General features: G+C 67.7%; 11 protein-coding genes and 1 pseudogene. 9 read left to right on the top strand and 3 right to left on the bottom strand.

All coding sequences use genetic code 11. The features are described 5' to 3' along the window. The first annotated feature begins 73 nt into the window (after positions 1-73). The gene (locus tag Q7J39_RS15165) at positions 74-1,765 is read left to right on the top strand and encodes a hypothetical protein (protein ID WP_304826804.1); all 1,692 of its coding nucleotides are present in this window, start codon (positions 74-76) and stop codon (positions 1,763-1,765) included. Positions 1,766-1,916: 151 nt separating this feature from the next. Here Q7J39_RS15165 and Q7J39_RS15170 read toward each other — a convergent pair whose 3' ends face one another. Further along, complete coding sequence (locus Q7J39_RS15170) at positions 1,917-2,630, bottom strand: dienelactone hydrolase family protein (RefSeq protein WP_304826807.1); 714 nt, start codon at positions 2,628-2,630, stop codon at positions 1,917-1,919. Positions 2,631-2,746: 116 nt separating this feature from the next. Here Q7J39_RS15170 and Q7J39_RS15175 point away from each other — a divergent pair. Then, a pseudogene (locus Q7J39_RS15175) lies at positions 2,747-4,057 on the top strand (aminotransferase class V-fold PLP-dependent enzyme); the annotation flags it as partial. 644 nt (positions 4,058-4,701) lie between these two features. Here the strand turns inward: Q7J39_RS15175 and Q7J39_RS15180 are convergent. Then, positions 4,702-7,941 (bottom strand): PAS domain S-box protein, encoded by a 3,240-nt coding sequence (locus Q7J39_RS15180; RefSeq protein ID WP_304826810.1) that lies wholly within the window; start codon positions 7,939-7,941, stop codon positions 4,702-4,704. A 500-nt stretch (positions 7,942-8,441) separates the two neighbouring features. Between Q7J39_RS15180 and Q7J39_RS15185 the strand changes: the two genes are divergently transcribed. Continuing rightward, positions 8,442-9,344 (top strand): mechanosensitive ion channel family protein, encoded by a 903-nt coding sequence (locus tag Q7J39_RS15185; RefSeq protein ID WP_304826813.1) that lies wholly within the window; start codon positions 8,442-8,444, stop codon positions 9,342-9,344. Here Q7J39_RS15185 and Q7J39_RS15190 read toward each other — a convergent pair. Continuing rightward, positions 9,341-9,961 carry a glutathione S-transferase family protein gene (locus Q7J39_RS15190; protein WP_304826816.1) on the bottom strand — a complete coding sequence of 207 codons (621 nt, stop codon included), beginning with the start codon at positions 9,959-9,961 and terminating at the stop codon, positions 9,341-9,343. The genes Q7J39_RS15185 and Q7J39_RS15190 overlap by 4 nt on opposite strands. Positions 9,962-10,062: 101 nt before the next feature. On the opposite strand from Q7J39_RS15190, the gene Q7J39_RS15195 reads away from it, so the two are divergent. The 6 genes from Q7J39_RS15195 to trxC all read left to right on the top strand — a co-directional run bounded on the left by Q7J39_RS15195 (position 10,063) and on the right by trxC (position 14,192). Further along, complete coding sequence (locus tag Q7J39_RS15195; protein WP_304826819.1) at positions 10,063-11,436, top strand: MFS transporter; 1,374 nt, start codon at positions 10,063-10,065, stop codon at positions 11,434-11,436. Positions 11,437-11,519: 83 nt separating this feature from the next. After that, entirely contained in the window at positions 11,520-12,293 is a 774-nt protein-coding gene (locus tag Q7J39_RS15200; RefSeq protein ID WP_304826822.1) for a RimK family alpha-L-glutamate ligase, read from the top strand. Between the two features lie 25 nt (positions 12,294-12,318). After that, the gene (locus Q7J39_RS15205) at positions 12,319-12,675 is read left to right on the top strand and encodes a hypothetical protein (protein WP_304826825.1); all 357 of its coding nucleotides are present in this window, start codon (positions 12,319-12,321) and stop codon (positions 12,673-12,675) included. Continuing rightward, positions 12,675-13,301, top strand: coding sequence for an SOS response-associated peptidase family protein (locus Q7J39_RS15210; RefSeq protein ID WP_304826827.1), 627 nt, complete (start codon positions 12,675-12,677; stop codon positions 13,299-13,301). Before Q7J39_RS15205 ends, Q7J39_RS15210 begins: the two co-directional genes overlap by 1 nt. Positions 13,302-13,350: 49 nt before the next feature. Next, positions 13,351-13,617 (top strand): DUF1778 domain-containing protein, encoded by a 267-nt coding sequence (locus tag Q7J39_RS15215; RefSeq protein ID WP_304826829.1) that lies wholly within the window; start codon positions 13,351-13,353, stop codon positions 13,615-13,617. A gap of 131 nt (positions 13,618-13,748) precedes the next feature. Continuing rightward, on the top strand, positions 13,749-14,192 hold the full coding sequence (gene trxC / locus Q7J39_RS15220; RefSeq protein WP_304826832.1) for a thioredoxin TrxC: 444 nt from the start codon (positions 13,749-13,751) through the stop codon (positions 14,190-14,192). Positions 14,193-14,274: the final 82 nt, after the last annotated feature.

Below are 14,274 nucleotides of genomic sequence, written 5' to 3' on the forward strand. Positions count from 1 at the left end.
ATAACTTTGAAATTAGATCACGATGCGGACTTAACCGCGATTTGCCCGCCGATGCATTCCCGCCGAGGACCTGATGGACATTCCTGGCGACGAGCCTGACCTGGACGCCGAGATCGCCCGGGCGCAGTCGGACATTGCGGCGGGCCGGGTCATCGCGGCGGTCGATCGCCTGCAGACCCTGATCGAGGTCCCGATCTACGATCACCGGCTGCACTACGCCATGGCCGCGGCCCTGGGCGCGGTGGGCGACCCGGAGGGCCAGCAATCGTGGCTGCTGGACGCCCAGACCTTCCACGCCCTGCAGGCCATCAGCGAGCAGGCGGACATGGCCCGCTTCGTCTCCGAGCCCAACTACGCGCTGCAGATCGGCGAGCAGGCCTATTCGGACGGCAAGATGGGCCTGGCCTCGGCCGCCTTCGGCCAGGTGGCGCCCCTGCCGGGCGCGCCCTTCAATGTGATCATGCGCTGGGGCCTGTCCCTGCTGCACCAGGGTCGCATCCCGGAGGCCATCACCGCCTTCAACCTGGCGGCCGACACCTTCCAGAGCTCGATGGCCCACGAATTCCTGCTCTATGCCTGCTTCTTCGCGCAGGACGGGGTGCGCCTCCACGCCGCCGAGGCCAGGCGTTGGGCCCAGCTCTACGCGCCGGCCCCGGCCGACCGTCCCTTCGCCAATCCCGACCTCGCCGGCCGCAAGCTGCGGATCGGCTATGTCGCCCCCACCCTGCTGCGCAGCCAGCTTCGCCAGTTCATCGTCCCGGTGCTGGAGCACCACGACCTGGCGAGCGTCGATGTCTTCATCTACTGCGCCGACCCCGCCACCGAGACCGGCATCCGGGCCACGGCCGTCCGCGGCATCGGGGCGCTCAGCGACGTCGACGCCGCCAGCCTGATCGCGGGCGACGGCCTCGACGTGCTGGTGGACCTCTGGGGCCACACCTCCGGCGGGCGGCTCGGGGTCTTTGCGCTGAAGCCCGCCCCGGTCCAGGCCGCCTGGATCAACTATGTCCAGACCACCGGCCTGGCGGCTATCGACTATGTCCTGCACGCCGACGGCACCCAGGCGGCCGACGACGACGAGCTGTTCGTCGAAGAGATCTGGCGGCTCGGTCCGATCGCCGTCCCCTTCCGGCCGGGAGAACGCCTGGACCCGACGCCCACCCCCGCCCTGGCGAACGGCTATGTCACCTTCGCCAGCTTCAACCATCCCGCCCGGCTGAACGACGCCACGGTGGCCGCCTGGGCGGCGATCCTGAAGGGGCGGCCAGGCTCCAGGCTGCTGCTGAAGTATCGGTACTTCGTCGACCCGGTGCTGCAAGCCGCGGTGCTGGCCCGCTTCCTCGGCCAGGGCGTCACCGCCGAGCGGATCGTGTTCGAAGGCCACTCCACCGGTCCCGACTACCTGAAGAGCTTCGGCCGCATCGACCTGGCGCTCGACCCCTCCCCGGCCCCTGGCGGCACCACCTCCTCGGAGGCCGTGTCCAACGGCGTGCCGCTGCTGACCCTGCGCGGGCCCGACTTCTACAGCCGCATCGGCACCCTGCGCCTGGAGCCTCTGGGCCTGCATCAGCTGGTGGCCGAGAGCTGGGACGACTATGTCGCCAAGGCCCTGGACCTGACCGAAGACCTCGCCGCCCTCGACGCCCTGCGCGCCGAGATCCGGCCCCGCTTCGAGGCCTCGCCGCTCCGGGATGAGGCGGGGTTCACGGCCATCCTGGAGGTCGCCTTCCGCCAGATGTTCGAGCGCTGGAAGACCGGCGCCTAGGCCGCGCACATGTCGGTCGTCGTGGAGGGAAGACGAGGGCCTCTGGCGCTGCGGAGGCGGTCGTTGGCGGGGTAGAAACCTTGTCGGCGAAGGCGGCGCGCGCGCGCCGACATTGACCAACAAGTGACCGTCTAGGTCCCACCAGGTGGCCCTACCGGTCGATGGTCTCGGCGAAGAGGGCCAGCATTTCCCGCCACGACCGGCGGTCGGCGCCGGCGTCGTAGAGGATGCCGGGCATGCGGGCGCCGTCGGCCTCCGGGTTGGTGAAGCTGTGGGCGACGCCGCCGTAGAGGTGCATCTGCCAGTCGACCTTGGCGGCGCTCATCTCGGCCTCGAAGGCCACGCGCTGCTCGGGGGGGATGAGGGGGTCGGCCGTGCCGATCAGGGTCAGGACCTTGCCCTTGATGTTGGCGGCGTCCTGCGGACGGGCCGTGCCCAGGCCCGAGTGGAAGCCCACCACCGCGGCAAGGGCGGCGCCGGAACGCGCCAGCTCCAGCACCGTCGTGCCGCCGAAGCAGTAGCCGATGCCGGCGACGCGGTTAGGGTCGACGCCGGGCTGCGAAGTCAGGACGGCGAGCGCCGCCGTGGCCCGGGCGCGGATGCCGCTGGGATCGGCCAGCCAGGCGCCGATGCGACCCCGGGCCACGTCCATCTCCACCGCCTGGCCGCCGCCGTGATAGTCGAGGGCGAAGGCGTTGTAGCCGAGGTCCGCCAGCCGGCCAGCGATCGTATAGGTGTGGTCCGACAGGCCGGGGCCCTCGTGGGCCACCAGCACGGTGCCGCCATTGGCCTTGCCGTCCGGGGCGAACAAACGCCCGACCAGGGTCACGCCGTCGGCGGTGTATTCGATGTCCTGGGTGGGCACGGGCGATCCTCCTGTTGGCGCGAGCCTGTCCATTAAACGGTCGCCTTACAACCGTGAGCCGCGCGCGTGGGATTGGCCCTTGCTGGCGGCGGCGCGGCCGCGCTTGTTGGCGGGGCAACCGGATAGACCCCATGCCGCCCAGCCGCCGCCAAGTCCTCGCCGTCGCCGGCGCCCCTGCCCTGCTCGCCGCCGCGCCCGCGATGGCCGCGGCCAAGCCGGAGCCCGTGACCCTGCGTCCGAATTCGATCCCGGTGGCCGACCTGCCCAAGCAGTTCGACGTGGAGCCCGGCTACCACAATCTGGAGAACGGCTACTGGAGCCTGATGCCCCGGGTGGTGGCCCAGGCCTTCGACGCCCACAACGCCCATGTGAACCGCGCCAACGCCATCTGGGCGCGCAACGTGTTGCCGGGCGGCGTGGGCGCGGCGGCGGCGCAGCGGGAGGCCTCGGCCGCCATCGCCCGGCAGGTGGGCTGCCAAGCCGACGAGATCGCCGTCACCCGCAGCGGGGCTGACGCCCTGCAGATGCTGATCGTGAACTATCGCGCCCTGAAGCCCGGCGACGCGGTGATCCACTGCGACCTCGACTACGACGCCATGATCGCCGCCATGTCGTGGCTGGGCGCCCACCGGGGCGCCCGGGTGGTGCGGTTCGCCATGCCGGAGCCGGCCACCACCGCCAACATCCTGGCCGCCTATGAGGCGGTGCTGAAGGCCAATCCCGACGCCAAGCTGCTGCTGGTGACCCAGGTTTCCAACCGCACCGGCCTCGTCACCCCGGTCAAGGAGATCGTCGCCATGGCCCGCGCCCGGGGCGTGGACACCATCGTCGACGCCGCCCACGGGATCGCCTGCCTCGATTTCCAGTTGGCCGACCTGGGCGCCGATTTCGTCGGCTGGTCGGTGCACAAATGGACCTCGGCGCCGCTGGGCACCGGGGCGATGTACATCGACAAGAGCCGGCTGGCCGACATCGACATCGCCTATGGCCACCACGGTCTCGCAGCCGACGACATCAACGCCCGCGCCCCGTCCGGCACCGTCAACTTCGCCGCCCTGCTGACCATTCCCACGGCGGTGGACTTCCATTTCGCCGTCGGCGCGGCCGCCAAGGAGACGCACCTGCGGGGCCTGCGCGACCGCTGGGTCAACGCCGTGCGCGACGTGGCCAACGTCGAGATCTGCGTCCCCGACGACCCGGCGCGCTACTGCGCCATCACCAGCTTCCGCCTGAAGGGCATGACCACCGCCGCCGCCGCCCAGCGCGTGCAGAAGCGCCTGTTCGACAAATACCGCGTCCACACCATCTGGCGGGCGGGGGTCGAGAAAGGGCCGGTGATCCGCGTCACGCCGGGCCTCTACACCACGAACGCCGATGTCGACGCCCTGGCGGCCGCCCTGCGGGCCGAGCAGGCGATGTTGCTCTGAGCTAGGGCATGTCCTCTCGAGTTCGGGCAGGGTCAGCCTTCGGGGCCGAAGCCAAGGCCGGCTTTCGACCGATTGTGTTGAAAAAGGCGGTCGCTGGATCAGGCCACCTTCTCCAACGGCGGCTTCCAGACGTCTGGGCGTGCTTGAGCGCCGGACCTATCTCAGCTCAGCCAGTCCCACCCAGAGCCGGGTCAGGAGTCGAGAACTGTGCCCGCTTTCGGCTTGAGACCGGTAGGCACGCCCCAGAGGTCAGGGGCGCCTGGGACGGGAGCGCCCTGCGCAGGGTTGGGCTTCGATCTGACGACCAGGCGAGCCACGCGATTGAGGAACAGCCGGTCCTGGAATGGCTTTGAGAGGTAGTCCCGAGCGCCCAGGGCGACCGCCGGATATCGTCAGGCTGGTTGCGGGCGGTCAGCATCATGGTGGGAAGGGACTTCAACCTTCCCTGACCGCGGAGTGATCGAGAACACCAAATCCATCCAACTCAGGCATGCTGATGTCCAGGACCATCGCCGCGAGACGCATCTGCGAATTGCGCTCCAGGGCGTCGCGGCCGTTTCTCGCATAGCAGGCGTGATAGCCCGCCAGTTCGCCGCGTGGTGAGGAGTTCGACCATCATCGGATCCTCGTCCACCACCAACACGCTAGCTCGCATCGAGTGAAAGGGCGCGGTCGACGGGCTCCCTGGATGTCTCGAAAGAGGCGAGCCCCCGCTGAAGGGCGTCGAATAATTCCGTGGCCCCGATCGGCTTGCGAACCAATCCGTCAAAGCCGTGGTCAGGACCAAGCCGCGCCAGATCGTCATCGGCCGTAAAAGCCAGGATCGGAATATTCTGGTTGGGTCCGTCGGTCTGACGGATGCGGGCCAAGGTCTCGGGACCGCTCATGCCGGGCATGCGGAGATCGAGCAGGATAATGTCGACGGGGGTGATTGAAGCCGCCTCGATGGCGCTTGGCCCGTCAGCCGCCTCCAGCACCTCGACGCCAAGTCGGCTCACCAAGGCGTTGACGAGCTCCCGGTTGACCGCATTGTCGTCCACCACCAGAACGCGAAGCCCCTCCGCCGCCTCCGCCGCGTTGGTCTCCGCAACGCAGGGCTCCACGATCGCGGCTTCCGGCGCAGCGATCTTGAAGTGGAACGTCGAGCCCTGACCAGGCCTGCTGTCGACGCCGATCTCACCGCCCATCGCCTCGATCAGACCCTTGCAGATCGCTAATCCGAGGCCGGTGCCGCCGTGCTGGCGTGTCGATGAGCCGTCCACCTGCGAGAACCGTTTGAACAGGCGCTCACATTGCTCGTCGCTCATTCCTGCGCCGGTGTCCTCTACGGCGACGGCAAGCTGCTCACTGGCCTGATCATAGGTCGCAACCAGACGCACGCCGCCCGTGCTGGTGAACTTGACGGCGTTGCCGATCAGGTTGAGCAGCACCTGCCGAATCCGATCGGGATCCAGTCGCACCGTGTCGGGTAGGCCATCGGCGGAGAAGCTCAGGCTCAACCCCTTCGAATTGGCCAGCGGCGAGAACATCGTCAGGGCGTCGTGCAGGACGCCGCGAGGTGAAACAGGACGAGGCTTGATCTCGGTGTGACCGGCCTCGAGCTTCGAGAAGTCGAGTACGTCGTTGACGATGGACAGCAAAGCGTCGCTTGCCGTTGCGACCCGGCCGAGTTGCGCGCTGGCCTCGGGGGCGAGATCCTTGCGTGCGGTGAGCAGGCGCGTGAATCCCAGAATGGCGGTGAGTGGGGTGCGGATCTCGTGGCTCATGTTCGCCATGAAGTCCGACTTGATCCGGGCTGCGCCCTCAGCCGCGTCGCGCGCCGACAGCAGGTCGGCCTCGATCTGGCGTTGCGCGCTGACGTCGCGGATCACATCTAGAATTTCTGAAGGTTTGCCCTCTGCGTCACGCACGAGGGTGGGATTGCATTCGAGCCAGATCCACTCCCCGTCCTTGCGCTGGAAGCGGTATGAAAGCCGCCCAGAACAAATTTCACCCGATATGACTCGCCTTACGTGGGCAAGGCTCGGCTCCAGGTCGTCGGGGTGAATCTGCTGCAGGAATGCAGGCTTGTGCTGGCTTAACTCCTGCGCCGTGAAGCCTGTGACCTGCGTGATTGACGGTGAGGCGTAAAGAAGCCGACCCGACAGGCTGCTCCGTGAAATGATGTCGGTGGCGTACTCGCCGATCACGCTGTGGCGCATCTCGCTTTCCGCAAGGGCGGACTCCACAGTCTTGCGCTTAGTAACGTCGCGCAACGTGTCCTGGAACTCGATCAGGCGCCCCGTGTCTGCGTCATAGATTGCGCGCGCGTGCGCCTCCATCCAGATCGTGGCGCCGTCTTTCCGGATCGCGCGGTAGCCGTATTGCAGCGGGGGGGCGTCCGGACCGGCGGCAAGATAGGCTGTGAAGGCCTTGCGAACCTGGCGCGCGTCGTCCTGGTGGATGAGTTCAGTCGCCGCACGGCCGAGCAGTTCCTCCGGCGTATAGCCCAGCACCTTTTCGATAGCCGGAGACAGGAAGGTGAACTTCTCGTCGACGCCATAGCAGGCGATGATGTCAGAAGCTCGGGTGGCCATGAGCCGGTAGCGCGCCTCGCTGGCCGCCAGAGCTATTTCCATTTCCATGCGGTCGGTGATGTCGCGCATGACGCTGACCACCTCGACGGCGCGGCCGTTCACGTCCCGGATGACGGTCGGACTGGTCTCCATCCAGGTCCACCCACCGTCCTTGCGGCGGACACGATAGCGATAGTCGGCGCCCTCGGGGTCCGGCAGGCCGGCGAGCCGGGCCGCGGTCACCATCTGCACGCTCGGCAAGTCGTCAGGGTGCACCAATTCCGCCGCCCGGAGGCCGATCAGGTCGTCGGGCTGGTAGCCGTAGCGGGCGCAATTTGGCGAGACCCATAGAATTCCCCGACCCGGCTCGACGCGGAAAATGAGGTCGGCAGCGTGGTCCGTGAGAAATTGAAGCCGGGCCTCATTCTGCCGCAGGCGTTGATCCGCAAGCTTGAGGTCGGTGACGTCCACAAAGGTCCCGAAGAGCGCGGCGACGGACCCGTCGGCATTCATCGCCGGGGCGCCCCGAGCAGACACCAGGCGCTCACGACCGTCAGGTCGCAGGATGCGGGCTTGCAGAGCATAGGACTCGCCCGTCGCGACGGCGCGTTCCACCAGCGCCGCCAGCTTCGCCGCGTCTTCGGGAGCATAGAGGGCCAGGACGCCCTCGAGACCTGGAGGCGGCTCGGCTGGATCGCAGCCGTGAATCTCATAGAGGGCGCGAGACCAGGTCGTGACGTCGGAAGCGGCGTCCCACGACCAGTGGCCAACGCCGGCCATCTCCTCGGCTTGGTTCAGCAACTGCTGCTGGTTGCTCCGTTCACGCTCCAGCCGCTGAAACGTGGAGATGTCCCGCCGCATCAGGAGAGCTTGAGTGACAGAGGCGGCCATGGCCTCAAGCTGAGCACGGGCGGCCTGGCTGAAGCTCCGCCTCGGCGCGAAATCAATCACGCACAGTGTGCCGAGGCGATGGCCGTCCGGCAGGATCAACGGGGCGCCGGCATAGAATCGTATGGACGGCGCGCCGGTGACCAGGGGATTGTCGCGAAATCTTTGATCCTGGCTCGCGTCCAACACGACCATGGCCTGATCCTGCCGAATGGCATGGTCACAGAACGCCACGTCTCGGCCCGTCTCTGAGACGTCCAGACCGATACAGGACTTGAACCACTGGCGATCGGTGTCCACCAGAGACACCAGCGCGACAGGGGCGTTGAAGGTCAGGGCCGCAAGTTGGGTGAGGCTGTCGAAGACCGCCTCAGGCGCGGTATCCAGAACTCTGAGGTTCTGCAGCGCCGCGATCCGCTCTAGCTCCTCGGACGTGTCCACAGCGGGCTCCAGAAGTTTGCAATCCGCGACCAAGGCGGTGCGGGGCTTTCGGTCGGGTTAATTCGGAGGCGCTCGGGACCAACTGCGACAAATCGACCCGAAAAGACGGACAGAGCTGCTCCGCCATTCGGGAGGCCATTGGCTCTCACTGCGGATCCATGGGGCCGCCTAACCTCGTGGATCTCTATCAAGGTGTCAGGGTGCGTGCCCGGAAGATGGTCGCGACGGCGCCGGTTGAAACTTGGGAAGACCAGCGGCGTCCTAACTTCGGCTTCTGGCTCAGACAGACATTGACCGAGGTCAGTTCGGACCTCCGTTCCCCACCCATCTCTGACCTTCCCAGGGTCAGCTTGGCGGTCGCCGCCGCCATCTCCGCGGCGTCGCTCGCCTGCAGTTTGGCAGTACAGGTCCTAGCCGGCCAGCAGGGCCCTGGCCTTCGCCGCCGCCCGAACCTTATCCCTGGCGGCCCGTTCTCAACGGTTCACGCCTCCAGGACCGCCATGATCCCCCTTCTCGCCGACACCACCGCCCAGCTCCTCAACCCCATCAGTTCGGCCCTCTCGGGGGACCCGGTGGTGCTGCGGGGCATGGCCGCGACGCTGGCGGCCTTCTCGGTGCGGATCGTGGTGGCGATCCTCATCCTGATCCTGACCCTCTGGGCGGCCAACCGCCTGGCCGGCCTGGCGGAGCGGGCCGTACAGCGGGTGCGCCGCAAGTCGCCGCCCGACCGCACCCTGGGCGCCTTCGTCTCGGGCCTGGTGAAATACCTGGTGGTGGCGATCGGCCTGATCGCGGCTCTGCAGCAGCTGGGGGTGCAGACCACCTCGGTCATCGCCGTGCTTGGCGCGGCCTCGCTGGCCGTCGGCCTGGCCCTGCAAGGCACGCTCAGCAACGTCGCGGCCGGGGTGATGATCCTGCTGCAGCGTCCCTATCGCGCCGGCGACCGGGTCGAGCTCAACGGTCGCCAGGGGGTCGTCACCGGCATGGACCTGTTCAACACCAAGCTGGAGGATTTCGACGGCCTCACCCTCTACCTGCCCAACGGCAAGGTGTTCGGGGACATGATCGTCAACCTCTCCCAGGCCGGGCGGCGGCGCATCTCCCTGACCTTCGGGATCAGCTACGACGATGACCTGGACTTGGCCCTGGCCCTGCTCGTCGAGATCGCCCGGGCCGATCCCCGCGTGCTGGCCGATCCCCCGCCCTGGTCCAGGGTCACCGAGCTCGCCGACAGCGCCGTCAAGGTCACCTTGAGGTGCTGGAGCACGCCGGACGACTGGATGAACCTCGGATACGACCTGGTGAAACAGGTCAAGGAGGCCTTCGAGGCCAAGGGGCTCAGCTTCCCCTATCCGCATCAGGTCCAGGTCGAGCGCGAGCCGCGGGTCGATCCTGCGAGCTAGGTCTCGGCCTTGGCGGCGGCTTCCCATTCCCGGAAGTCCGGGGTGGCCAGGATCGTGTCGACATAGGCGCCCGCCGCGCCCACCGGCCTGATCCCATAGGTGCGGAAGCGGCTGGCGACCGGCGCGTAGAAGGCGTCGGCGATCGACCAGTCCCCCAGCAGGAAGGGGCCACCAAACCTTCCCAGCAGCTCGTTCCACAGCTCGGTGATGCGGGCGACGTTCTTGAGCGCCGCCTCGGAGAGCTCGGCCTGGTGCGGCGGAATCTCCAGCGACATGCTGCATTCCTGGCGCAGGGCCTGGAAGCCTGCGTGCATCTCGGCGGCCGCCGAGCGGCCTAGGGCGCGGGCGATCGCGTCGTCGGGCCACAGCTTGGCGGCGGGGAATTTCTCGGCCAGGTACTCGCAGATGGCCAGCGAGTCCCAGACCACCAGGTCGCCGTCCTTCAGGGCCGGCACCAGGCCTGACCTGGAGACCGGGCGGATCGCCTCATAGGTCGCGTTGTTTTCCTGGCGCAGCGGAATCAGGGTCTCGGTGAAGGGGGCGCCGGTGCGCTTGATCGCCAGCCAGGGCCGCAGCGACCAGCTTGACCAATTCCGCGTTCCAATCAGCAGTTCCATCGCTCAAAATCCTTCGCCCAAATCGCGCAGCAGCTATTGGCTTGGGAGGGCGGGCGCCGTCTAGTGTCTCCAAACTTTAGAAAATTTGAGGAAACCCCATCATGACCGAGGCATCCGCCCCGGCCCCCCTCGGCGCCAGCATTTCCGACGGCACGAGCCCCGCCGTCCCCCTGGTCTCCGACGCCTACCGCCGCTACGCCCTGGTGATCCTGCTGGCGGTCTACACCCTGAATTTCCTGGACCGGCAGATCGTCACGATCCTCGCCGAGCCGATCAAGAACGACCTGGGGCTCGCCGACTGGCAGCTGGGCCTGATGACCGGCCTGGCCTTCGCGCTGTTCTATACGGTGCTCGGTCTGCCCATCGCCCGCCTGGCGGAAAGCTTCAACCGGGTCTGGATCATCGGCGGCTCGTTGGCCGTCTGGTCGGGCTTCACCGTGCTGTGCGGCCAGGCGTCAAGCTTCGGCCAACTGATCGGCGCCCGCATCGGGGTCGGGATCGGCGAGGCGGGCTGCACGCCGACCGCCCACTCCCTGATCGCCGACTACGCGCCCAAGGAAAAGCGCGCCTCGGCCCTGGCCTTCTTCTCCATCGGCACGCCGCTGGGGGGCCTGCTGGGCCTGGCCATGGGCGGGCTGATCGCCGACGCCTACGGCTGGCGCACCGCCTTCCTGCTGGCCGGCGTTCCCGGCCTGCTGTTCACCGTGGTGGTCTTCCTGACCCTCAAGGAGCCCCGCAAGGCCATGAGCGCGGCCGCCGCCGCGGCCCACGCGCCGGGCAAGGGCCACTTCGCCGCCACCCTGAAGTACCTGCGCGGCAAGCCGGTCTTCTGGTTCATCGCCTTCGGCGCCGCCGTGAAGGCCTTCATCGGCTACGGCCACGCCCCCTTCACCGCCTCCTTCTTCCTGCGCAACCACGCTGAGGAAGTGGCCCAGATGGCCGACCGGTTCGGCCTGGGTTCGGTGGGCTTCCTGGGCCTGGCGCTGGGCCTGATGGGCGGCACGGCGGGGATCATCTCCTCCTGGGCCGGCGGCGCGATCGCCGACTGGGCCGCCAAGCGTGACATCCGCGCCTATATGAGCGTCCCGGCCGTCGCCTCACTGATCTCGCCCTTCATCTACGCCACCGCCATCCTGCTGCCCTCGGCCTTCTGGGCCCTCTGGCTGCTGATCCTGCCGGGCCTGCTGGGCTCGCTCTGGTACGGGCCGGTCTATTCCAGCGCCCAGAGCCTGGTGCCGCCGCAGATGCGCGCCACCTCGGCCTCGATCCTGCTGTTCATCATCAACCTGGTGGGCCTGGGCCTGGGACCGCTGTTCGTCGGCATCCTCTCCGACGTCCTGGCCAACGGGCCGATGCAGCTCGGCTCGGCCGAGGGCGTGCGTTGGGCGCTGATCTTCTCGGCCTTCCTCGGCGTCGTGGCCACGGCCCTGTTCTGGATCGCGCGCCGCACCATCCGCGAGGAAATCGTTTCCTGAAGCGGATCGCCTATCTGGCCTGCGCCGAGTGCCTCACCACGGCGCAGACGCGCAGGCCGGACGCCTATGAGCACGACCGCGAGTTGGCCGCCCTGACGCCGGCCTTCCAGGCGCGGGGCTGGTCGCTGTCGGAGGCCGACTGGCGGGTCTGTGATCCCGCCCAGTTCGACCTGCTGCTGATCCGCACCACCTGGGACTATGTGGATCACCAGGCGGAGTTCCTGGCCTTCCTGGACCGGGCCAGCCGCCTCGCGCCCGTGGCCAACGATCCGGCCCTGGTCCGCTGGAACCTGTCGAAGAGGTACCTGGAGGAGCTCGGGTTCAAAGGCCTGCGAGTGATCCCGAGCCTGTTCGTGGAGTCACCGGTCTCCGCAGCCGACGCCTTCACCGCGCTCGCCGCCGATGAGATCGTCGTAAAGCCCGTGGTGGGCGGCGGCGGGTTTGGCCAGACGCGCCTGACCCGCGCGCAGGCCGCTGACGTCGTCCTCCAGCCCGGCCAGTTCGTCCAGCCGTTGATCCCTGAGATCATGACCGAGGGCGAGATCTCCCTCATCTTCGTGGACGGCGAATTCTCGCACGCGGTGCGCAAGCTGCCCCGGGGCGGCGAGTATCGCATCCAGGTCATCCATGGCGGCAGTGAGCACGCCTATGCGCCAAGCTCCGCCGAGATTGAGGTGGCCCAGGCCTTCGTGGCCGCCCTGCCCGTTCCGGCCCTGGCCTGCCGCGTCGACCTCCTGACAACCGCCCATGGCCCGCTGCTGATGGAGCTGGAAGCCATCGAGCCGCACCTGTTCCCGACCTATGGCGCGCAGCTGGGTGAGCGGATGGCGGAGGCTTGCGGGCGCCTGTTGGCCTAGGTCCCGGCGCGTGGTCTAGTCGGGCATGTTCAAATCCATCCTCGCCGCCGCCCTCGCCCTGGTCATGGTCTCCTGCGCGCCCACGCCGCCGCCGCCGGTGACCGCCGCCGCAGGCCCCGATGTCGCGCGATGCACGGCCAAGGGCGGCACGGTGCGCCCCGTCTGCCGCATGCAGAAGCCCGCCTGCGTCATCGCCTATGCCGACGCCGGCAAGACCTGCTCCGATAAGTCCGACTGCCAGGGCCGCTGCCTTTATCAGGGCGAGCCGCCCGCCGATCCGGCCGCCGCCGTCACCGGCCAGTGCCAGGCCACCTCAGACCCCTGCGGCTGTTTCACCACCGTGGTGAAGGGTCAGGTCGGCCCCGGAATGTGCGTCGACTGATGTGCAACGAGTACGCGCGCAAGACGTCCCTGGACGAACTGCTCGCCACGTTCGCGAACGTCTTCGACGACCCGCCGCTGTTTGCCTGGGAGAACGACCACACCCCCAACGACCTGTCGGGCAAGGCCAGCGTGAAGATCCGCGACACCGCCCCGATCTTCCGGCTGACCGACGGCAAGCTGACAGCCTCGATGACCCCCTGGGCGTGGCCCGGACCGGGCGGCAAGCCGGTGTTCAACTTCAAGTCCGAGGGCCGCGACTTTTCCCACAACGACCGGGTGCTGATCTTCGCCGACGCCTTCTTCGAGTACACCGCGCCGCAAGCTCCGAAGGTGAAGCTGAAGGACAAGCACCAGTTCACGATGGCCGGGCAGGACTGGTTCTGGATCGCCGGGATCGTCAAGGAGGGCTGCTTCTCGATGCTGACCGCCCGCCCGGGCCCCGACGTCGCCCCCTATCATGATCGCGGGATCATCCCGCTGGCCCCCCAGGCCGGCCTCGACTGGCTGACCCTGGCCCACCCGCAGATGGAGATCCTCGCGCCGCCCCCCGCCGGGGCGCTCAAGGTCGAGACCCTGCGCAAGGACGGGATCGAACGCGGCGGCGGGGACCTGTTCGCGCCGTAGGGGCAATCCTGAACTCGCGCCCCACGGCGCTTCGCTGTACATTTTTGGAATGACCGCGCGCGAGCTCAAGAAGGAGAGTATCCAATTGCGGGTCACCGAATCCGCCAAGGATTTGATCCAGCGCGCCATGGCCGTGAGTGGTCTGACGGCCGGGGACCTGACCTATGAGGGCGCACGCAGGGTGTTAGACGAGCATGAACGGATGGTGCTGACCGGCGCCGATCGGAATGCTTTCCTCGACGCTGTGATGAGTCCGGCGCCGCCGACTGAGGAGCTGGTGGTGGCGCTCAAGCGCCATCGTGATCAATTGGGCTGACGCTTTGCGTTTGCGATCCAGCCTCTCGGTCTGATGTACAATCGAGCAGACTTCCCAGGCGCTCAACTGTAGCGACCCGCTCAACAACGCCTATCTAAGGCCTTGCGTGTTTCGCACCGAAGGAGACCGCCATGTCCGTTCAGATCGTCTGTCCCCAATGCGACGCCACCAACCGCCTGCCGGCGGGGCGCGATCCCAGGGCCGGCAAGTGCGGGAAGTGTCATCAGGCCCTGTTCGACGGCCATCCCGTGGCCCTGACCACCGCGCGCTTCAAGAAGCATGTGGCGGGCAGCGGCATCCCGATCATCGTGGATTTCTGGGCGGCCTGGTGCGGCCCCTGCAAGGCCATGGCCCCCATCTTCGAGCGCGCCGCGGCCGAACTGGAGCCTCGCGCCCGTTTCGTGAAGATCGACGTGGACGCCGAACCGCAGCTCTCGGCGCAGTATGGCATCAAGGGCATCCCGGCCCTGTTCGTCTTCCAGGACGGCAAGATCGTCGCCAACCAGGCGGGTCCCGCCGACATCAACCTGCTGCGCCGCTGGGTGGAAACCTACGGGGCGAAGGCGGCGGCCTAGAGCATGTCAGGCGCAAGTGGGAAGCGGTTCGCCGCCCGGACATGCTCTAGATTCAAGAAGATAGACCCATTTTATCCGATCA

Origin of the sequence: Phenylobacterium sp. (assembly GCF_030651185.1) — a bacterium.
Taxonomy (GTDB): domain Bacteria; phylum Pseudomonadota; class Alphaproteobacteria; order Caulobacterales; family Caulobacteraceae; genus Phenylobacterium.